Here is a 21,514-nt window from a genome sequence, read left to right as displayed (position 1 = left end):
AGTAAAAACCTATAGTTGTTAGACTTGTATCTAACAACTATAGGCACCATTTATATCAACATTGTTTTTACAAATGCTCTTTATAAAAACTTGTTAATTTTTCAACTGCAATTCTTACTGGTTCTGGTTGGTCGTATAAATCGTAATGACTCGCACCTTCCACAACAAGTAAATCCTTTTTCTCTGAAGCTGCTTTCTCATAAAGCTCATGACCATCTTTATAAGAACCAAATGCACCTTGCTTACTGCCGACAATAATTTGCAGCGGCTGCGTTAATAACGTATCTGCTAAATGGAACGCATCAAAACCGATTACCGATCCCATACTCGTAAAGTTTAACTTATTTGGCGAGTTCAAACTTTGCCCTCGCGGCGTTGTGTAATACTCAACTGCTTCTACAATATCTATATCGGTCATACCCGCTGCTACTAACTCTTCCTGATTTTTAGGAATCCAATTTGTAATCATTTCCTCTGCTCCGCGTGCTTCAGCAGTACGTTGTTTACCAATTGCCTCTAACACACCAATCGGGTTAGACTCACGATTTAAACGACCGATATTTGCACCAACAACTGTACCAACCGCTTTAATGCGGCGCTCTGTCATCGCAGCATTTACCGCATAACCACCGCCTGCACAAACACCTAACACACCGATACGTTCTTCATCTATATAAGGAAGAGTAGTTAAATAATCTACTGCTGAGCGAATATCCTCAACTCGCGCAGCTGGCTCTTCAATATATCTCGGTGTACCTTCACTTTCACCTTGATATGACGCATCAAACGCAAGCGTGACATATCCTTGTTCCGCTAACTTCTCGGCATACAATCCTGCTGTTTGATCTTTACAGCTACTACCTGGATGCACACAAACAATCGCTGGATTTTGTTTCTTTTCCTCAGCACCTTCAGGAATGTTCAAAACACCTGCAACTTGTAAACCTCTTGCATAAAATCTTATATTTTCCTTCGTAACTGCCATATATAAAACCACCCTTATCTTATTATTAATTTTACACTTGTGAGAGTTATTACTCACGTGTATATTTATAATAAAATGAGTAGAACCTTGTTTCAATGACCACATTTACGCATTTGGGTGATAATACACACATAAAGAAATATGTGTATCAACAACGGAGGAACACGATATGGAGAAAATCGATAGAAGAATTATAAAATCACAAAACGCCATTCAATCGGCATTTATAGAAATGTTAATTACAGATGGATTTGATGAAATTACAGTTAAAAACATTACCGAAAAAGCAAACATCGGAAGAAAAACGTTTTACTTACACTATCTAGATAAGTACAATTTATTAGATAAAATTGTGGACGATCATTTAGACCAATTAAAAGAAATATGCTACGAGAAGCAAAACAAAGAATTTATAGAAGGAACAATCATATGGTTTGAATACTTCAAAGAACACAAACCATTTTTTGCGGCACTATTTAGAAGTAACAGCACCTTATCATTTCAAAAAAAATTACTAACTTTCATCATGGGTGAAATAGAGAAAAAATTAAATACAGACACATCAGTAAATAAAAACATCGATAAACATATCGTCTTAAAATTTTTAGGAACAGCTGTAATGGGCATTTTAGAGTCTTACGTGTTGGATGAAATTGATAGTGATGTTGCGTTTGTTGCGACGCAAGTTGGAGAATTGATTAGGAGGAATATATAAAATGAAACTTTAATCAGTGGGGATTTATTCATCCCCCACCTAACTTCTTTGCTTTCGATGCATTTTGAGGTGGGGGTCTTACTGCCCAGCAAATAGCGGGATAAAATAAAACCGCATCAATTTTCTTAATAAGGATTGATAAAATGCTATTATCTTTATCCTTCAAAACTCATCTATGCAATTATGCATAACCACCCATTCCGTTTTATTTTCATGTTACGATATAAATGTAATACGACATATATCGACAAAGATAAAAGGAAGTGATTGTATGAAACGTTCTAAAACATACTTAAAATATTTAGCATTATCCGCTGTTTTTGCTAGTAGTGCTATAACTCTTTCAACACCTGCTGCTTACGCTCAAACGACGTCACAAGTTGTAACAGATATCGGGCAAAATGCAAAAACACATACGAGCTATAATACATTTAATAATGATCAAGCTGATAATATGACAATGTCTTTAAAGGTAACTTTTATCGATGACCCAAGCGCTGATAAACAGATTGCCGTTATTAATACAACTGGTAGTTTTCTAAAAGCAAATCCTACTATAAGTGATGCACCTATTGATAACTACCCAATCCCTGGCGCTAGTGCAACATTACGTTATCCTTCACAATATGATGTTGCATTTAACCTTCAAGATAACAGCGCTCGTTTCTTTAACGTAGCACCTACAAATGCTGTAGAAGAAACGACTGTAACATCTAGCGTATCTTATCAACTTGGTGGCTCTGTTAAAGCTTCTGCAACGCCAAATGGACCTAGCGGTGAAGCAGGTGCAACTGGCCAAGTAACTTGGTCTGACTCTGTAAGCTATAAACAAACTAGTTATAAAACAAATTTAATTGACCAAACAAATAAAAACGTAAAATGGAACGTATTCTTTAACGGATATAACAATCAAAACTGGGGTATTTACACACGTGATTCCTACCATTCTTTATACGGAAACCAACTGTTTATGTACTCTCGCACATACCTATATGAATCTGATGCAAAAGGTAATTTAATACCGATGGATCAACTTCCCGCATTAACAAATAGTGGATTCTCTCCTGGTATGATTGCTGTTGTTATCTCTGAAAAAAATACAGATCAATCTAACTTACAGGTCGCTTATACAAAACACGCCGACGACTACCAACTTCGTCCAGGCTACACATTCGGAACTGCAAACTGGGTTGGAAACAACGTAAAAGACGTTGATCAAAAAACATTTAATAAATTGTTCACACTAGATTGGAAGAATAAGAAATTAGTAGAGAAAAAAATAAAGAAAACCGAACCGCCACTTAGATGACGGTTCGGTTTTTATTTAAATTACAAAATCCTCTGGAATAAACACTTTCACTTCTTTCGGCTGTACGTATACGAAATCACCCGCTTGAATGTTCAGCTGTTTGAACTGTTCTTTCGTAATTTCTGCTTCTAAATATTCATCTGTTTCGTCTCGTTTTAATTCTACATATACGACAGGTCCGACTGCGTGAGAATAAGATACTTTTGCCGGGATTGCATCTATGCTTTGTTTCGTACGAGAGATTGATAAGTCATGTGGCCTTACGTAGGCTATTCCGTCTACGTTGGAAACGTGCTTATGCTCTGGTGCTTCTAGTTCGATAGATCCTACATTTAGCTTTCCTTTATGAACGCGGCCGTGAAATAAATTTACATTTCCTAAAAAGTCATATACAAACGGACTTGCTGGGTTTTCATATACTTCTTCCGGTGTTCCCATTTGTTCAATGCAGCCCTCATTCATTACAACGATGCGGTCTGCAACGTCTAACGCTTCTTCTTGATCATGCGTTACGAATACGCTCGTAATTTGAAATTCGTCATGTAATTTTCGGAGCCATCTGCGTAATTCTTTTCTCACCTTTGCATCAAGTGCACCGAACGGTTCATCGAGTAATAAAATTTTCGGTTCGACTGCAAGTGCCCGTGCTAGTGCAATACGTTGACGTTGTCCACCAGATAATTGCGCTGGATAACGTTTAGCAAAGCCATCCATTTTTACGAGCTTTAATAATTCTGTTACCTTTTCTTCTATCGCTTCTGCTGACGGTCTTAAGCTTTTCTTTCTTACTTTTAAACCGAAAGCGACATTCTCAAATACATTCATATGCTTAAAGAGCGCATAGTGCTGGAAGACGAAACCGACTTGCCTGTTTTTCACGTGAATGTCTGTTAAATCTTCTCCATCAAATGAAACAGAGCCTCCATCCGCTTCTTCTAATCCTGCAATAATGCGTAATAACGTCGTTTTCCCAGAACCAGACGGGCCTAATAAGGCAACAAGTTCACCTTTTGGAATATCCAAATGAATGTCTGTTAGTGCTTGAAATGTACCATATTGCTTTGATACACCTTGAATTTGAATACTCACCGTAATCCCCCTTATTGTCGTTTTTCCATTCGCCATTCAATCCAGTTTTTTATAACGAGTGTAAACACTGCAATTAATGACATTAACGTCGCTACTGCAAATGCTGCTGAAAATTGATATTCATTGTACAAAATTTCAATATGGAGCGGCATCGTGTTCGTAATGCCACGCACGTGACCTGATACGACAGAAACGGCTCCAAACTCACCGATAGCACGGGCATTACATAGAATCATGCCGTATAAAAGACCCCACTTTATATTTGGAAGCGTAACGCGCCAAAACATTTTCCAGCCACTTGCGCCAAGTGATAAAGCTGCCTCTTCTTCACTTTTCCCTTGTGCCTGCATAACCGGAATTAATTCACGTGCAACGAACGGGAAGGTTACAAAGATTGTTGCGATAATAATGCCTGGTACAGAGAAAATGAGTTTCACTCCATGTTCAAGTAACCATTCGCCAAGAGCACCCCTCGGTGTGAAAAGTAAAACGAATACTAATCCTGCGATAACTGGTGACACAGCAAACGGCAGTTCAATAAGAGAGAGTAATACTTGTTTTCCTTTAAACTGAAACTTTGTAATAAGCCACGCGGCCGCTACCCCAAATATCGTATTAAGCGGCACAACGATTAACGCAACGAGAAGCGTTAATCTAATTGCTGAAAATGCTTCTTGATCTGTAATAGCGGCAATGTATACATCCATCCCTCTTTCAAAGGCTTTTAGAAAAATAGTTATGAGTGGCAGTAATAGAAAGAGAGATAAAAATAAAACTGTAATCGTAATTAATACGCCTGGTACAAGCTTAGATTCTTTTTTAGCTGATACGCTTTTTACTATTTTCTTTTCTAACAATGTTGGTTCCATTTTCTCTCCTCCTATTCACTTTTTAGTTCATGCCTTCTACTCCAGCTTTGAATCATATTAATAAGAAGAAGGAAAAGGAGGGAAATAATAAGCATCACGGTCGCTACAGCTGTTGCCCCCGCATAGTCATATTGTTCTAGTTTCGTCATAATCATCAGTGGTGCAATTTCTGTTTTCATCGGCATATTACCTGCGATGAAAACGACAGATCCGTTTACTATTTTCTTTTCTAACAATGTTGGTTCCATTTTCTCTCCTCCTATTCACTTTTTAGTTCATGCCTTCTACTCCAGCTTTGAATCATATTAATAAGAAGAAGGAAAAGGAGGGAAATAATAAGCATCACGGTCGCTACAGCTGTTGCCCCCGCATAGTCATATTGTTCTAGTTTCGTCATAATCATCAGTGGTGCAATTTCTGTTTTCATCGGCATATTACCTGCGATGAAAACGACAGATCCGTATTCTCCTAATGCTCTTGCAAATGCAAGTGAAAAACCGGCAAGAAGAGCGGGAAAGATTTCTGGTAAAATGATTTTCACAAATATTTGCAAGCGGGATGCACCTAAACTCGAAGCCGCCTCTTCTACTTCTTTATCAATATTTTGCAGCACTGGTTGCACCATTCGAACGACAAATGGTAAACCGATAAAAGTAAGCGCAACGATAATTCCGAGTGGTGTAAAAGCTACTTTTATATGAAACAGACTAAATATTTTCCCAATCCATCCATTTTCCGCATAAAGCGTTGTAAGTGTAATACCAGCTACAGCTGTCGGAAGTGCAAACGGTAAATCAATGAGTCCCTCTAATAGTCGTTTCCCTGGAAATTTGTAGCGTACGAGCACCCAAGCTATTAATAAACCGAAAATGGCATTTACAATAGCAGCTGCAAATGAAGTTGTAAAACTAACTTGATAGGAATGCAACACACGCTCGTTCGTTATAACCCCAGCGAACTTCTTCCAACCTAACTGTGAAGTTTGAATAAATACGATAGAAAGTGGTATAAGTACGAATAAACTCATGTACAACATTGTAAATCCAAGAGATAATCCAAACCCTGGTAAAACACGTTTCTTCCTCATCCTCTTTCACCTCATCCCCCTTTAGCAGCGTTCATTATTTTTGATAAATTTTATCGAATACGCCGCCGTCATTAAAGTGTTTCTCTTGTGCTTTTTTCCAACCACCAAATAGTTCATCTACTGTAAATAATTGAACTTTCGGAAATTGGGATGCATATTTTTCGGCTACTTTTTCATTACGCGGACGATAAAAGTTTTTCGCCGCAATTTCCTGTCCTTTTTCTGAGTACAAATATTCAAGATACCCTTCTGCTACTTTTTTCGTTCCTTTTTTATCAACGACTTTATCTACAACCGCTACTGGTGGTTCTGCAAGTACACTAATAGAAGGGGTTACAATTTCAAATTTATCTTTTCCAAGCTCTTTTTGAGATAATAACGCTTCATTTTCCCACGCGATTAATACGTCTCCAATTCCTTTTTCAACAAATGTTGTCGTTGCTCCGCGCGCTCCTGAATCTAATACTTCTACGTTTTTATAAATTTGGCTAACAAACTCTTTCGCCTTATCTTCACTATTATTATATTTTTTCAGTGCGTATCCCCACGCCGCTAAATAGTTCCAACGTGCCCCGCCTGATGTTTTCGGGTTTGGTGTAATGACAGACACACCTTTTTTCGTTAAATCATCCCAGTCTTTAATGCCTTTCGGGTTTCCTTTTCGAACAAGAAATACAATTGTTGACGTGTATGGAGTGGAATTATTCGCAAGTCGCTTCTGCCAATCTTCTGCTAGTTGTTTTTTCTTGCTAATGGCATCAATATCATAAGCAAGTGCTAGTGTAACAACGTCTGCTTCTAAACCATCAATAACAGATCGCGCCTGGCTTCCAGATCCCCCGTGTGATTGTTTTACATTTACTGTTTGCCCGTGCTTCTCTTTCCAATACTTCGCAAAATCTTTATTGAAATCTTGATATAACTCCCTCGTTGGATCATAAGAAACATTTAAAAGCTCAACTGTTTTTTTATCTCCACTTCCTTCAGAATTACTAGTGGATGTTGCCGAACCACACCCTGATAAAAGTACAACTGCTGATAATAAAACACCTGTACTTTTCATAAACGCTGTCTTGCCCCACTTTTTCATCGTTAAGCCCCCTTAGTTTATACAATAGAAAAAGGCACACAATATATTCACAAATGTGAACATTGTGCGCCTTCAGTTTATCTGATTAGCTTCTAATGTATTGTATTCGATTTCTTTTCATTTTAATTCTGTAATTCATATGTGTCAACTTGGAATTTGAATTTTCTTACTAAACTAAAATATTGGCATACTTTGAGCCCAATGATTTTTCAAATCAGCAAATTCTTTTGGTAACTTACTATTTTCATTCCATTCTAATTTATATGCATTTACTAACACCGTAGCCATTGATTCACGGTTCATTACTCCATTTGGATTAAACTTACCGTTCTTATCACTTTCAGAGTTCATTTCATCCATAATGTCATAAATAAAATATTGCACCCGCCGTAAGCGTTAATTCCTTCTGTTCTACGTATATCTCCTCCTTGTTGGTCATATGAAGGTTTAAATATATGGCACCACCACTTAATCAATACACAAAAAATGAGGCAACCACCTTCAAAGATGGTTGCCTCATTTTTACACTTGCATCGCTTTCTCTCTCAATGCTCTTCTTAACAACTTACCAGTCGTATTCTTCGGTAATTCTATTAAAAACTCAATGCTTTTCGGCACTTTATATTTCGCTAAATGTAACGTGCAGTAATGCATTAGCTCTTCTTCTGTTACGTTTGCTTGCTTCAAAACGACGTACGCTCGCACAGCTTCTCCTAAGTTTTCATCAGGAACACCGATTACGACAACTTCCGCTACTGATTCGTGCGTATATAATACTTCTTCTACTTCACGAGGGTATACGTTATAACCGCCAACTAAGACGATATCTTTTTTACGATCCACGATATAGAAGTAACCTTCTTCATCCATTTTCGCCAAGTCACCTGTATATAGCCAGCCGTCTTTCAATGTCGCAGCTGTATCTTCTGGTGCATTATAGTATCCTTTCATAACGTTAGGTCCGCGAACAATTAATTCACCGACTGCGCCGACAGGTACTTCTTCCCCAAGTTCATTTACAATTTTATTTTCTACATGCCAAATATTTGTGCCAATTGATCCTGGTTTACGAGGACGATCTAGCGGATTGAAACAAGTAACTGGTGATGCTTCTGATAAACCGTATCCTTCTGAAACAATAACGTTAAAACGTTTTTCAAAGTTTTGCAGAAGAGCAACAGGCATCGATGCACCACCGGAAATACAAAGGCGAAGCGTCTTCACATCTTCTGCACTTGCTTCTTCAAATAAATATAAATAATTGTACATCGTCGGTACGCCAGCAAAGATCGTTGGCTCGTACGTGCGACAAATACGGAATACTTCTTTCGGACTAAATTTCGGTAACATTAAAATCGTTGCCCCGTTCACAATCGGTGCATTTACCGCAACTGTTAAACAGAATACATGGAACATAGGCAGTGCCGCAACAACGCGGTCATCAGCCGTATATTGTAAATACGACGCCACATCGTTCGCATTACTATATAAATTTTTATGTGTTAACATAGCGCCTTTCGGTTTTCCAGTTGTGCCCGATGTGTATAGAATAACCGCTACATCTTCTTCATCTAGTTCAGGACCTTCGTAAGTTGTATCTCCAGTCCCCACAAAACTAGTAAACGTTTTCATTTTTTCGGTTTCTGTATGGTTAAAATCTGATGAGGTTTCGCATATGATGATGTTTTCTAATGAAGGAAGTCTTGTTGTAAGAGATTGTATAACAGGTAGAAGGACGTCGAGTACGATGATTGTTTTTACATCTCCATTTTGTAAAATATAATGCATTTCGTCTGCTGTATAAATTGGATTAACTGGAATAACAGTTGCTCCAGCTTTCATTGTTCCGTATAAACCGACCAAAAAATGTGGTGAGTTCCCAACAACTAATGCGACATTGTCCCCTTTTCCAATGCCCATTTCTGCTAAATTGCTAGAAAACCTTGTGACCATTTTGTTTAATTGGTCATATGAGACCGACTGATCCATAAATATATAAGCCGGTTTTTCCCCCTTCTTTTTTGCCGTTTCAGCCAAAGATTGAACGAGATTCACAAAAACCCCACCTTTATAAAATTTAGAATATTTAAAAATTCTAAATTAATTATATTAAAAGAAAATTAAAGTAGCAAGTGATATTCTATTAACTGCATATAGACAGATCACCTTCTCTTAGTTTACTTTGGAAAAATAAGGGGATTTTGTTTACAAGTAATTTATGAAACTAGACCAAAAATCATTTTAGGATAATATGCACTCATCTTTTCTCTAAGTTCATCAAGTTCTTCTTTATGTAACGTCGTATGCTCTCCAAACAAGTTAAGAGCATCCGCTCCCTCTTCATGAAAATAAACTGTAACATACAATGTCGGTAACTCTGTATTGTCTTCATCTATTGATAAGACGACATCTGGTGTTTTATTAACAGTGCTGAATGTTTCATTTCTTTTCCACTTCTTATTTTGAAACATGTCTTGTATATCATGTATCTTTCGTTTGTTATCTGTATGCGTAAAATATATAACATTATCCTCCGCTGGTTTTCCGATAGACAAAATTGTACGACTTGAGGGCGATTCACTGTTACACGCCGTCATTCCGACGACGAAGCTGAGTAATAATACAACGTACATTACCCTTTTCATATCAATCCGCCTCCTTTTGAATATATATATTCCTTTATAAGAGGCAGATGTCCTGTAATTTTATGTTTTGTGGTAAATGAAATTATATGAGCGATTTTTCAGTTATATCAGCGCAGCTCGATTTATATCGGCGATTTTCCAAATATATCAGCGCAACTCGGTTTATATCGGCGATTTTTCAAATATATCAGCGCAACTCAATTTATATCAGCGATTTTCCAGTTATATCGACTTACCGACAAAATCTGAAAATCTACACAAAAAGAAAGAGGCTGCCCGTGATGGCAGCCTCCCTCATTTTTAGAAGAATAAATGTAAGAAATCTTCAGTTGTAATGTTACCGAAGTAGCGTGCGATATCTACGCCTTCTAAAGCTGCAGTGAATGCATCTTTATCGAACTGAACGCCTGTTAGACGCTCTTCGATATCATGAACATCTAGTGAACCGAAGAAGTCGCCGTAAACTTTACATTCTGTTACTGTTCCTTTTTTCACTTCAAGACGAACGTCAACTTGTCCAACTGGGAAGCGGTGTGAATGTTGTAAGTTGAACTTCGGTGATTTTCCGTAGTTCCAGTCCCAATTTTGGTAGCGCTCTTCAGAAAGTTTGTGGATTTCTTTCCAATCTTCTTCTGTTAATTCGTACGTTGGAATTTCTGTTTCCCCTTCGAAAATTGTTTCTAGAAGAAGTTGTCTAAACTCTTCTGTCGTCATTTCTTCGTTTAGGAACTCTGTAATGTTCGCAACGCGGCTACGGATTGATTTAATACCTTTTGATTGAATCTTATCCATTTTTACTTTTAACGCTGATACGACGTGATCGATTTCAGAGTCAAATAGTAACGTACCGTGGCTGAACATACGACCTTTCGTTGAGAACTGCGCGTTACCTGAAATTTTTCTACCTTCAGCTAAAATGTCGTTACGACCACTTAGTTCTGCATTTACACCTAATTTACCAAGCGCTTTCGTTACAGGCTCTGTGAATTTTTTGAAATTGCTGAAACTGTCTCCATCATCTTTCGTAATAAAACTGAAGTTTAAGTTTCCTAAATCATGATATACTGCGCCTCCACCTGATAGACGACGAACGACATGAATACCTTTTTCTTTTACGTAATCTGCATTAATTTCTTCTACTGTGTTTTGGTTTTTACCAATGATAATCGAAGGCTCATTAATGTAAAACAGTAAATATGTTTCGTTAATATCTAAATTCTTCACACAATATTCTTCGATTGCTAAGTTTATTCTAGGATCTGTAATTCCTTTATTATCAATAAATAACATCGTATCACCTCATGAGTTCCATACGTAACCACTATGCGCTAGCGTAATATGGCCACTGAAAATTTGTTTTGCTTCTGTTACTAAATCAGATGGGTTGCCTGTATGTGGTAAGTGCGTTAATAAAAGTTCTTTTACATTCGCATCTTTCGCAATACTTGCTACTTCTGTACTATTCATATGCCCTGCTTTTGCAGCCTCTTGATGTGCATACATATTACACTCACAAATGAAAAGATCAGCATCTTTCGTGAATGGAATGAATTCAGGAATATAACTGGAATCAGCGCTGTATACTACAGCATCATCGCCAGCTGTAATACGCATCGCAAAGCATGTAACAGGATGAACAGTTTTTAAGAACGAAATCGAGAATGGTCCAACTTGAAGTGTTTCTTCTGGGTTGTACGCGATTCCTTTCGTATGTGGTTCATGTGTTAAAGAATGGAATCCATTCTCGTCAAACGTATGACCGTATATTGGTAATTCCGGTAGTTGCCTTGTTGTCGCACTCGTAATTAATCTCGCATATTGCAATACCCCAATGTCCGCAACATGATCGTGATGATAGTGTGACAGTACAACTGCATCTATATCAGATGGTGTTATATATTTTTGAAGCTGTGCTAGTACACCACTACCACAGTCTACAAGTAAACGAAAACCATCGTGTTCAAACAAATACCCCGACGTTGCTTCTCCCGCTTCTGGAAAGCCGCCCCAAAAGCCGACAACAGTCATTTTCATATGTATCCATCCTTTCTAAAACCGAGTAGGAATGCAGTTTTTCTCCGTACTTGAGAAAGTTTTTTACTTACATCCTACATTGTTAACTATAATCCATTTCCTAAACTTTTTCATTAATTTTCAATTTTGTTATAAAACAGTTGTTGACTTTTATTTTTTGTACTAATACAATGATAGTAAGAAATGGAAATGGAGGGATTGACATGATCGATCAACCAATGGAGTTTTTCAGAAATTTACCGACGAAAACTTGTGCGCACTGCGGGAAAGAAATTGATGAGCAACACGAAGCATACCATAACAAATGTGACGATTGCGTTCACGAAGAATAGTAGTTTGTGAACATAAAAAAACCTAGCAGACATAGTCTACTAGGCTAATAACATCTTATCCTTCATCGTTGAACCTTTCACCAAGAGCTCCAGTTCAAACTCATACAATTCTTTTTTTCGATAATTTTTCGTATGGATTTTATCCATCATCAGGTCGACAACTTTTCGGGCCATTTCATCAATTGGCTGTTCAATTGTCGTAATACCTGGTTCTGTAATCTGCGATAATATTTGATTATCAAAACCGATAACAGCGAGATCATCTGGAATGCTCCAGTTATGGTGCTTCGCCTCTGAGATAATTCCAGCTGCTACCTCATCGCCTCCTGCCAAAATCGCGGTAGGATTTTTTTTGTCCTTTAATACTTCATGGAATATTCGTTTTCCATCCTCCCAAGAGAAAGCGTTTTCAAGAAAATCAATCGCTTCTACTTGGCGGCTCTTCTCAGTTATTGCACGTAAAAAGCCCATTTTTCGCTGCTGGCTAACTAATTTGGTTTCGTTACCACGACAAAAAATAAGATTACGATACCCTTGATCTAACACATGCTTCGCAGCTATGTATGCTCCTTGCGCATGATCAAACTTCACTGTTGGAATATTTGCTTCCTCAATATATTCATTACATAACACGATTGGACCGTGCTGTAAGTATGGCTCTACATCTTCCCACGGATTTTCTAGTGAACATAGAATAATCCCATCTACTTGTTTCGTAGATAATAATTGTAAATACTCCATCTCTTTTTCCGGTAAATATCTTGTTTGACAAATAATCAGTTTATATTTATGTTCAGAAGCAGCAATCTCGATTGCTTCAATAAATCTACTGAAGAAAGGATTTGTAATCCTTGGAACTAGCACCGCAATTGTTTCCGTTTTTTGTTTACGAAGCCTTCTCGCCGCAGAATTAGGAACGAAGCCTAAATGCTTCATTGCTAATTGAACCCTTTTTTTCTTCTCATCTGAAACATATGGATGATTATTAATCACCCTAGAAACCGTTGTCCTTGATAACCCCGCTAATTTCGCCACGTCCTCTATAGTCGACACGAAATTCTCCCCCTTTGCATGAAAACGTTTTCTTAAATTGATTATATAGTATATTATTGGAAACTGCAATATCGGTTGTTATGATTTTACTATATTAATATTATACATAGAAAAAAGTCTGTTAATGCAGGGGCAATATACTACTTTTAGAAATTTACGTTATGTACATTCCTTTTCTTAATACCATATATCCTTTATTCAATATAAAACCCCATCAATACGTCATCTCCATATGATCCATCTTCATACTTTATTTGCTTTCGTTGTCTCCCTTCTTCTACAAAACCCATACGTTTGTACACTTTAATTGCCCGATCATTAACAGAAACTACACCTAAGCAAATTTTCTCTAAACCTTTCTGCCCTTTAGCCCAACTAATAAGAAATTCAATTAATTTCGTGCCGATGCCTTGATTACAATACGCCTCTTTAATCCCCATTCCCATTGTGCCTGCGTGTTGTAACCGTTCTAGTTCATATCGGTTGAAAAGTAAAAAGCCAACTACCTTCCTATCTACTTCATACACGATATAGAGATTACCTTTCTCATTGCTTTTCCGTATCTTTTCTCTTTCTGCATTACTATCATTCGGTAACTTCTTTGGGGATACTATGAAAAATTTTGTAGTAGTTTCCGATAATATAATTTCTTTTCTAATATTCATAATTGCTTCTGCATCAGTCTCTTTTACTAACCGTATCATTGAATCACCTCGTACTTTTTCTTTTTAAAAATAATATTAAAACTATAAAACGTCCAATATGCAATATTACATATTGAGAATCTTTTTACTCTCGATACAATATTCATAAATCAAAATAAAAGGAATGTATGGAATGAACCCAATCTTAACAGCTGCAAAACAACTATTACATAAAGAAGAAAAAATTTTATCTACTTTAAAATGTTCACTTACTGGCTATATGATTACGCATAAAGTCCCGTATCCTGGCATGTTACTTGCTACTAATAGAAGACTTCTCTTTTTTAGCCAATATAAAAACACATTCATTGCCGAATTTGATTATGAAAAAATTCTATCCATAGAAACGAAGAGAAGAATCTTTGACAAAAAAATAATATTTTATTATGAAGATGAATATATAACGCTTGGATACATTACAAGTTCGAATGTTGAAGCGTTCATAGACTTACTACAAAGAAACAGCAAGACTAGCACAGGCTTATAATCAGCGGGGATCCCCTCGCTGATTCATTATTTTAACTCCTCCCACTTCGTCCAAACTTCTCTCCCGTTTATACGGTACATATTATCCTCTCTATCCATAAACCTATGTACAATAAATTCACGTCTAATTGTACAAAAATCATCATGATATTGTTTTATAAATGTATTAATTTCTTTTTCTGTATATTGATTTTCAGCATTTAACTTGCTAACTAAATGCTCTATTAATACTAGTTTTTTCTTCTTTTGACCTGGAATCGATTTTAAACGATCCTCTTTATCGAAAAAGTTACGAATGGTCGTATCACGGAATTTCATTTCACTTTCAGTCATTTTGTTGTCCTCCATCGGTTTTTATGCTATAAAACTTTATTATTTGTCCTTACTATTCTTCTTCATTCTTTTACTTATAACATCCATAAAGTAATATCCGCTAATTAGCACATAGTAAACTAAAAGTATTCCTAGTGCATCTTTCATATTTATATATTTTTCTTTATGAAACAAGATAGGTGAAAGGGCGTAAACAAGAAAGATGATTAGCGGATTTAAGATAAAATAAAAAGTAAGATTTCCTTTCATTATATCAACTCCTCTATTCTATTTTTCTCTGTAAATTGTTGTAATTCCTTTTCTTTCGTCTCTATAGCTTTTAAAAAGGTTCATATATAAACTACAGAAAAGACCCCCTACATTAAAATAAAAAAGCACCAAAAAGGTGCTTTTATCTACGCTTCAACCGATTGATTTTCAGCAACATTTTTAAATTGTCGTTTGTGCATCAAAGTTAAGGAAGCGATTGTTCCAAGTGATAATACAACGATAAAGATCATGAGCATTCCTATGTTTTGCCACATGAAGTCAAAGTCTCCACTCGATACGACTGCTTTCAATCCTGATACAGAGTATGTCATCGGTAACCAAGCATTGAATGGTTGTAAAAACTTCGGAATCAACTCTAACGGGAATGTTCCAGCACTTGTTGTAAGCTGCATAATTAATGTGATGATGGCGATAAAACGGCCCGCATCACCGAATGCTGTTACTAAACATTGAATTAATGCAATAAACGCTAAACTTGTAACGATGCTAAAGAGTATGAAATACGGAATACTTTGTACTTCCACACCTAATCCGAATAGTAATATCACATCTGCTACTATCGCTTGAATAATACCGACTGATAGTAACACGCCAAACTTACTAATAAACCAACTAAATCCTGATTTCGGAACGCCAACTGTATCACGTAATGGATAAACAATTGATAATAATAATGCCCCAACAAATAAACCGAGTGATAAGAAGTACGGTGTAAACCCAGTTCCGTAGTTAGGAACTTCCGCCATTTTCTCCGTCTTCACTTTTACAGGACTTGCAAACATATCATACGTTTTATCTGTTCCTTTTACTTCACCAGTTTTTTCTGCTCCCTCGCCAAGTTTCTCAGCAAGTTCACCTGAACCATCGTTTACTTTTACAAGACCATCTGTTACTTTTCCAGATCCGTCTGCTAGTTTATTTACGCCGTCGATTAGCTGGGTTGAGCCTGTTGACATTTTATTTAGACCACCATTTAGAGTACCTAAGCCAGTTGTTACTTGATTAGATCCATCTGCTAATTGATTTACTCCACCTGCCATTTGGTTTGCTCCTACAGATAATGTTCCTAAACCGCCTGTTACTTGGCTTGAGCCATCTGCTAATTGATTTACTCCACCTGCCATTTGGTTTGCTCCTGCAGATAATGTTCCTAAACCGCCTGTTACTTGGCTTGAGCCATTTGCTAATTGATTTACACCACCTGCCATTTGATTTGCTCCTGCAGATAATTGACCTAATCCAGCTGTCACTTTTCCAGAGCCGCTTTGTAATTGCGCTACTCCATCAATTAATTGAACTGATCCATCTTTTAATTTATCAGCACCTATTTTTGCATTATCTAATCCCTCACCAAATCCATGAAACTTACTAACAAATTCATTTTGTGCGTTCGTTAGTTTCGCAATACCACCCGCTAGTATTTTCACCCCTGCTGGATTTGGTAATTCGTTTTGCAATCCATTTGTTTTTTGATTTATTTCACCTTTTAATTGTTTAACTTCTTCATTTAATTTATTTGTTCCACCTGCTACTCCGGTAGCCTTCTGCTGAACTGTCGCTGTACTTTTTACGGCACTTGTTATGAATGGTTGTAACTGCTCTTGATATTCTTTTGGTAAACTTTCAATTTGCTTTTGTAAATTCGCTACATCTTGCGTTGCAGTTTTGGCATCTCCTGCTGTTGATTGCGTGAGTTCATTTAACTGATTTACATTCGCCCCAGCTCCATCTATTTTTTCATTTACTGTATTCAATATAGAAGGAACTTTCGACTGCATTTCCTCTAAGTCCGCAGCAGACTTTTGTACGTTACTATTTAAATCTTGCAATCCCTTTTGGATCGCTTGAGAACCTTCCTCTAATTGACTTTGCCCTTCAACAAGTTTTCCCATACCATTTGATAGATCAGTTGTTCCTGTTTTTAATTCACCGGATTTACTTACTAATTTGTTCAAACCACCGGTCACTTTCTCAGATCCATCATGTAATTCACCAATTCCTTTTTGCATTTCACCCGTTTTGCTATTTAACGTATTTAAACCGTCTGTTACTTTTCCAGATCCATCTATTAATTTTCCGATACCTGTCTGCATCTCACCTGTTTTACTATTTAACGTATTTAAACCGTTCGTTACTTTTCCAGATCCGTCTACTAATTTCCCTATACCTATCTGCATTTCACCTGTTTTGCTATTTAGCGTATTTAAACCATTTGTTACTTTGCCTGACCCATCTACTAATTTATTAGATCCATCTGCTAATTTCTGAGCTCCATCCTTCATCTCTCCAGACTTCCCTTGAAGTGTATGAAGGCCATCCGTCACTTTACTTGAACCATCATGCAGCTCACTTGATCCGTCGTGTAGTTTATTTGCTCCTTCCGCCCCATCTGCTAATCCTTTTGAGACGTCTTGAATGGAATCAAACATTTTCTCTGCATATGTTTTCGTTAACGTACTTGCTACTTCACCTTTAATTTTTTCAATGGCTGTTCCTCCAATTTGTGAAGATAAGAAGTTTAAACTTTCGTTTGGAATGTACTCTAAGTTTAATGGCTTTGGATTGTCTTTTAGTAACGTTGTAGCGTTACTTGAGAAGTCATCTGGAATGCGCACTAACATGTAATACTTTCTACCTTCCATTCCTTTCTTTGCTTCTTTTTCACTTACGAACTCCCATTTAAAACTTTTATTATCTTTTAAATTATCAACGAGCCCTTTTCCGACCTCAATTGGTTTCCCATCAAATACTGCGCCTTTATCTAAATTGACTACTGCAACTGGTAAGTCATCTAACTGCTTATACGGATCCCAAAAGGCCCACAAAAACATCCCTGCATATAAAATCGGTACGAATAAGACCGCAATAATTGGAATTAATATTTTTTTATTTTTTATAATTTCCGTGAACTCTTTCCGAAGTAACTGATTCCCTTTCATAATTTCTCCCCTTTTATAAAATGACCAAAATGTTCATATAGTCATTTTTACCCAAACAAAAAGGCTATACTTGTTCATACATATGCCTTATCCCCGAATTTATTACTATGCAACTTTTTCTCATTATGATTATAATTTTTCTATACCCCTCCTTAACTTAAATATATGACCATATTGTTCATTCGGTCATTTTTTTATAAAATTAAAAGGATTATCTTAGTTTGACAATCCTTTTAGTAAATAAAGTTCAAATAACTCTGCAATTTTTTCTTTTTCTAGCGGTTCGTGATTTTTTTCCCAATCAAAAATAAGCGATACATATAGACGAAGCATAATAAATGCTGTAATTTCTGGATCACATTTGCTAATTTCACCTTTTTCAATCGCAATCTTTAAATACGATTGAATAACAGAAACGATTTCCACATCAACTTGTTGCATAACTTCTTGTACTTCTTTCGTTCCCATATCGCGCTCTTCTTGAATTAATTTAATCATGAGCTGATGTTCTTTTCTAAATTCCAAGATGCTATATAATGCTCTATGTACATTTTCAAAAAATGAAACATCTGAACGAATTGCACCTTCTGCAACTTGCTTCATTTCTGTAATTAAATTAGAAATAATTTCACCAAATAGCTCTTCTTTATTTTTGAAAAAAGTATAAATCGTTCCTTTTCCTACATTCGCTAACTTCGCTACTTGATCCATCGTTGTTGCTTTATAACCGAACGCTGAAAAAGACTTTGTTGCAGCTTCAATAATAGAACGTTTTCGATCTATCGCCACATTGTCACCTCCAAAAATGACCAATTGGATAATATAGTCAATCAGTACATCTTTGATATTACCACACGCTTACATTCTATACAAGTTCTCTTTTTATTATTTCCAGTATAAAAGATTTCAGTCAAGTTATATCATACTGTCCATAGTGTATCAAAAAGTATACTTGTATGGAAAGCTAGAATATATTCATAATAATTGCTGGCTAGATCCCACTAGAAATTTAATAAAATAGACAGTGTTCTTAAAACTAAAAGTTTAAGAACACTGTCTATTATTTTGACATAGAAAGTAATATTTTCTCCATTTCTTTCTTAGTTAGCTCATCATCGATTATCTCTTCGTATATCTTTGTATCTCTTGTAAAAATATCATTTACTATGACAATCTGATACTCACTATTCTTTCCTTGTTCTGGTACAAACATTTTGAGCCCTTTTAACTTACCCTCTCCATGAGAAGATTTATTATAGACCATTCCTTTCCCGTCTAAATTATAACTTTCTAGATTCTCTTCTCCAGGCATCATGTAGTGAAGTGGATCCTTATTACCACCTGCATAAATCCTTGATTGGTAAATTGTAAAACCATATTTTCCATTTGTATATTCTGATTTAATAACTAACTCTACATCTCTTCCAAAATATGAATCAGCCCATTCTCTTTTCAACTCATAACCTTCAAGCATATAAGACGGGTGCTTAATTTGAAATGGTACATGTTCGTTTGCTTCTTCTATAGTATATGTTAAAGACTTCTCCACCCTTTCCGAAAGTGGAACTAATTTCTTCTCAATACTAGCTAATCTTTCTTGATCAGCTTTATTCAAACGTTCACGTTTAAATTCCTTTGTATCTCTATCATAATTCTCAGGTACTTTTTTATTAACCATTGCTTTTTTATGAATTTCTTTAGCTTCTTTAAATAATTGAACATACTGCTCAAATTCTTCTTTTGTAAAATTCTTTTCTGCCAAATACAAAAAATCTGTATCCCTTTTATATGACTTTATTGACATACCCCATTCTCTACTTGCATTCTCTGGTGTACCTAATACTGTTTCTATCGCTTTTTCAAAAGCTGCTTTAGATTGCTTTTTTTCTATAACCTTTTCTTCCTGTCTTTCATCTCCCTCAGTTATCTTTGCATTTAATAAAAATCCGCCTGCTATAGCTGCTATAGCAATAATCCCAAGTAAAGAAAGACGATACGATTTCTTTTGAAACTTTTTAATCATAACGATTCTCCTTTTTAGTGTTCGTTTATTTCTACTTAAATTTGCTAGGCTTGGTACTTGATAGGAATAGTGTTCTAAAAGGGTAATAATTGTATGACCGTATGCAATTTGTTCCTCTTTATCTATAAAAGTAAGTGCATATGCATCACAGGCTAATTCTTGATCTTCTCGCATACAAAAATAGGCATACCGAAGAATCGGATTGAACCAATTTAATAGGATTAAACTGTACATAATCCAATTTACAGCTACGTCGTTTCTTTTAATATGAGCTAACTCATGGTAAAAGACATATCGTAATTGTTGCTCATTTAATACTTTCATATGTTTTTTTGATAGTAATACTTTTGGGCGGAAGAAACTAAACACAGTTGGGCTCGCAATCTTTCCCGCTAGACGTAACGAAACTGCCTTCTTCATTTTCATAGATTGCTTACAGCGATTAAACACTGTAGCGACCTGTTCATCCGTAATATCCGGTTGTTTCTTTATGTACGAATATAAACGTCTATTTGTAAGAAACGTTATGACTGCTAATACGATTACCCCAGCTAGCCAAACATACAAAGCAATTTTGTATAAAGAAAATGTAGTCTGTTTTTCCGAACTGACTTTTACTTCCGGTTCGCTAGTTTTTGTCACCATTTTAGAATTTGATTCCAATTCCACTTTTCGGTCGCTTTCTATGTTCACTATATTCTCAGTAGCCGGCATATTTTTTGGAATAACTTCCGATACGCTAGAACGATAGGAAAATAATGAATAAATACTATAAGAGCTATCCGGTGACCATGGTAAAAGGAGTCTTATCATTAATACAATCCACAGCATATATTGCCACCGGGGTGTTAATTTATTTCTAAATAGAACTTTTATACATAAAATAAATCCAACTAATATGCTAGCCATAAGTGACGTTTCTATAAGCCAATCAAAAAAATGAGGAAGGTATACATTTATAAGCGTGTTTATCATTTTTATCGATCCTTCCTCTTATTCTCCTCTGTCTTCTCATCTAAAATGCGTTTTAATTCATTAATATCTTCTGAAGTTAATTTCTCCTCTTTTAAGAAATTAACAAGTAATGGTTTAAAAGCTGCACCGCAAAAACGCTTTAGTAAAGATTTCGTTTCCACTTGCAAATAATTATCTTGTGATACTAACGGATAATAAGCATACATCCGCCCTTTATCTTGATGGTAAGAAACGGCTTCCTTTTGCACTAATCGATTAATTAATGTGCGGATTGTTTTCGGTTTCCAGTCCATTGCATCTTCCAGTTCTTCTATAATTTCATTCGCTGTTTGCGGAGAACTCGACCAAAGTACTTTCATAATTTCTAATTCCGCTTCAGATATTTTAGGTAATTGATTTGTCATCGTATGTTTCACTCCTAAGTATTACATTTGTAATCTATAATTAAGATTACAAATGTAATACTTAATTGTCAACCATATTTTAGAAAAATTAATTTCAGCTAAACCTTACTTCACAACAACAAAATTCCTCTTTTTCAAATAATCAAATAAAAAAACAAGAAAATCTTTACAA

The 21,514-nt window shown here is 36.0% G+C and carries 22 protein-coding genes and 1 pseudogene; 4 read left to right on the top strand and 19 right to left on the bottom strand.

Annotation, left to right across the window (positions count from 1 at the left end; translation table 11 throughout):
- Positions 1-67: 67 nt before the first annotated feature.
- Positions 68-985 carry an alpha/beta hydrolase gene (locus JFU02_RS25125; protein ID WP_103945169.1) on the bottom strand — a complete coding sequence of 306 codons (918 nt, stop codon included), beginning with the start codon at positions 983-985 and terminating at the stop codon, positions 68-70.
- Positions 986-1,154: 169 nt separating this feature from the next.
- Between JFU02_RS25125 and JFU02_RS25120 the strand changes: the two genes are divergently transcribed.
- The gene (locus JFU02_RS25120; RefSeq protein ID WP_000410998.1) at positions 1,155-1,700 is read left to right on the top strand and encodes a TetR/AcrR family transcriptional regulator; all 546 of its coding nucleotides are present in this window, start codon (positions 1,155-1,157) and stop codon (positions 1,698-1,700) included.
- 271 nt (positions 1,701-1,971) lie between these two features.
- Positions 1,972-3,009: a beta-channel forming cytolysin CytK2 gene (gene cytK2, locus JFU02_RS25115; RefSeq protein WP_000830635.1), complete on the top strand. Its 1,038-nt coding sequence runs from the start codon at positions 1,972-1,974 to the stop codon at positions 3,007-3,009.
- A 15-nt stretch (positions 3,010-3,024) separates the two neighbouring features.
- On the opposite strand, the gene JFU02_RS25110 is transcribed toward cytK2, so the two are convergent.
- The 10 genes and pseudogenes from JFU02_RS25110 to JFU02_RS25065 all read right to left on the bottom strand — a co-directional run bounded on the left by JFU02_RS25110 (position 3,025) and on the right by JFU02_RS25065 (position 11,823).
- Positions 3,025-4,098: a sulfate/molybdate ABC transporter ATP-binding protein gene (locus JFU02_RS25110; RefSeq protein WP_000027101.1), complete on the bottom strand. Its 1,074-nt coding sequence runs from the start codon at positions 4,096-4,098 to the stop codon at positions 3,025-3,027.
- An 11-nt stretch (positions 4,099-4,109) separates the two neighbouring features.
- Positions 4,110-4,967, bottom strand: coding sequence for a sulfate ABC transporter permease subunit CysW (cysW, locus tag JFU02_RS25105; protein WP_061655450.1), 858 nt, complete (start codon positions 4,965-4,967; stop codon positions 4,110-4,112).
- Positions 4,968-4,978: 11 nt separating this feature from the next.
- Positions 4,979-5,179: pseudogene (locus tag JFU02_RS25100) on the bottom strand (sulfate ABC transporter permease subunit CysT); the annotation flags it as partial.
- Between the two features lie 47 nt (positions 5,180-5,226).
- On the bottom strand, positions 5,227-6,054 hold the full coding sequence (gene cysT, locus JFU02_RS25095) for a sulfate ABC transporter permease subunit CysT (protein WP_097960525.1): 828 nt from the start codon (positions 6,052-6,054) through the stop codon (positions 5,227-5,229).
- 34 nt (positions 6,055-6,088) lie between these two features.
- A complete protein-coding gene (locus JFU02_RS25090) occupies positions 6,089-7,144 on the bottom strand; it encodes a sulfate ABC transporter substrate-binding protein (protein ID WP_000758702.1) in 1,056 nt (351 codons plus the stop codon).
- A gap of 174 nt (positions 7,145-7,318) precedes the next feature.
- Positions 7,319-7,495 (bottom strand): hypothetical protein, encoded by a 177-nt coding sequence (locus tag JFU02_RS25085; protein ID WP_042973218.1) that lies wholly within the window; start codon positions 7,493-7,495, stop codon positions 7,319-7,321.
- Positions 7,496-7,666: 171 nt separating this feature from the next.
- On the bottom strand, positions 7,667-9,199 hold the full coding sequence (locus JFU02_RS25080; RefSeq protein ID WP_001055200.1) for a fatty acid--CoA ligase family protein: 1,533 nt from the start codon (positions 9,197-9,199) through the stop codon (positions 7,667-7,669).
- 161 nt (positions 9,200-9,360) lie between these two features.
- Positions 9,361-9,789 carry a hypothetical protein gene (locus JFU02_RS25075; protein ID WP_098317880.1) on the bottom strand — a complete coding sequence of 143 codons (429 nt, stop codon included), beginning with the start codon at positions 9,787-9,789 and terminating at the stop codon, positions 9,361-9,363.
- Between the two features lie 300 nt (positions 9,790-10,089).
- On the bottom strand, positions 10,090-11,079 hold the full coding sequence (lplA, locus tag JFU02_RS25070) for a lipoate--protein ligase (RefSeq protein ID WP_061666657.1): 990 nt from the start codon (positions 11,077-11,079) through the stop codon (positions 10,090-10,092).
- A gap of 9 nt (positions 11,080-11,088) precedes the next feature.
- Positions 11,089-11,823, bottom strand: coding sequence for an MBL fold metallo-hydrolase (locus JFU02_RS25065; protein ID WP_000784671.1), 735 nt, complete (start codon positions 11,821-11,823; stop codon positions 11,089-11,091).
- A gap of 203 nt (positions 11,824-12,026) precedes the next feature.
- Between JFU02_RS25065 and yhfH the strand changes: the two genes are divergently transcribed.
- Positions 12,027-12,155 carry a protein YhfH gene (gene yhfH, locus JFU02_RS25060; RefSeq protein WP_000567010.1) on the top strand — a complete coding sequence of 43 codons (129 nt, stop codon included), beginning with the start codon at positions 12,027-12,029 and terminating at the stop codon, positions 12,153-12,155.
- A 39-nt stretch (positions 12,156-12,194) separates the two neighbouring features.
- On the opposite strand, the gene JFU02_RS25055 is transcribed toward yhfH, so the two are convergent.
- Both JFU02_RS25055 and JFU02_RS25050 read right to left on the bottom strand, forming a co-directional pair.
- A complete protein-coding gene (locus JFU02_RS25055; RefSeq protein ID WP_000103709.1) occupies positions 12,195-13,208 on the bottom strand; it encodes a LacI family DNA-binding transcriptional regulator in 1,014 nt (337 codons plus the stop codon).
- Positions 13,209-13,402: 194 nt separating this feature from the next.
- Positions 13,403-13,912: a GNAT family N-acetyltransferase gene (locus JFU02_RS25050; protein WP_000620472.1), complete on the bottom strand. Its 510-nt coding sequence runs from the start codon at positions 13,910-13,912 to the stop codon at positions 13,403-13,405.
- A 133-nt stretch (positions 13,913-14,045) separates the two neighbouring features.
- On the opposite strand from JFU02_RS25050, the gene JFU02_RS25045 reads away from it, so the two are divergent.
- Positions 14,046-14,399 carry a PH domain-containing protein gene (locus JFU02_RS25045; RefSeq protein WP_001068221.1) on the top strand — a complete coding sequence of 118 codons (354 nt, stop codon included), beginning with the start codon at positions 14,046-14,048 and terminating at the stop codon, positions 14,397-14,399.
- 26 nt (positions 14,400-14,425) lie between these two features.
- Here the strand turns inward: JFU02_RS25045 and JFU02_RS25040 are convergent, their stop codons facing one another.
- From JFU02_RS25040 to JFU02_RS25015, 6 genes are all read right to left on the bottom strand, one after another.
- Positions 14,426-14,731 (bottom strand): DUF2087 domain-containing protein, encoded by a 306-nt coding sequence (locus JFU02_RS25040; protein ID WP_000140285.1) that lies wholly within the window; start codon positions 14,729-14,731, stop codon positions 14,426-14,428.
- Positions 14,732-14,770: 39 nt separating this feature from the next.
- Positions 14,771-14,983, bottom strand: coding sequence for a hypothetical protein (locus JFU02_RS25035; protein WP_042972352.1), 213 nt, complete (start codon positions 14,981-14,983; stop codon positions 14,771-14,773).
- Positions 14,984-15,126: 143 nt separating this feature from the next.
- Entirely contained in the window at positions 15,127-17,940 is a 2,814-nt protein-coding gene (locus JFU02_RS25030; protein WP_201071851.1) for a YhgE/Pip domain-containing protein, read from the bottom strand.
- A gap of 216 nt (positions 17,941-18,156) precedes the next feature.
- A complete protein-coding gene (locus JFU02_RS25025) occupies positions 18,157-18,729 on the bottom strand; it encodes a TetR/AcrR family transcriptional regulator (protein WP_061666655.1) in 573 nt (190 codons plus the stop codon).
- Positions 18,730-19,000: 271 nt separating this feature from the next.
- Entirely contained in the window at positions 19,001-20,938 is a 1,938-nt protein-coding gene (locus tag JFU02_RS25020; protein ID WP_201071849.1) for a M56 family metallopeptidase, read from the bottom strand.
- 2 nt (positions 20,939-20,940) lie between these two features.
- Complete coding sequence (locus JFU02_RS25015; RefSeq protein WP_061666653.1) at positions 20,941-21,342, bottom strand: BlaI/MecI/CopY family transcriptional regulator; 402 nt, start codon at positions 21,340-21,342, stop codon at positions 20,941-20,943.
- Positions 21,343-21,514: the final 172 nt, after the last annotated feature.

The organism is Bacillus sp. TH13, from assembly GCF_016651175.1.
GTDB classification, from domain to species: domain Bacteria; phylum Bacillota; class Bacilli; order Bacillales; family Bacillaceae_G; genus Bacillus_A; species Bacillus_A thuringiensis_S.
This window is presented reverse-complemented; position numbering and strand designations above follow the sequence as displayed.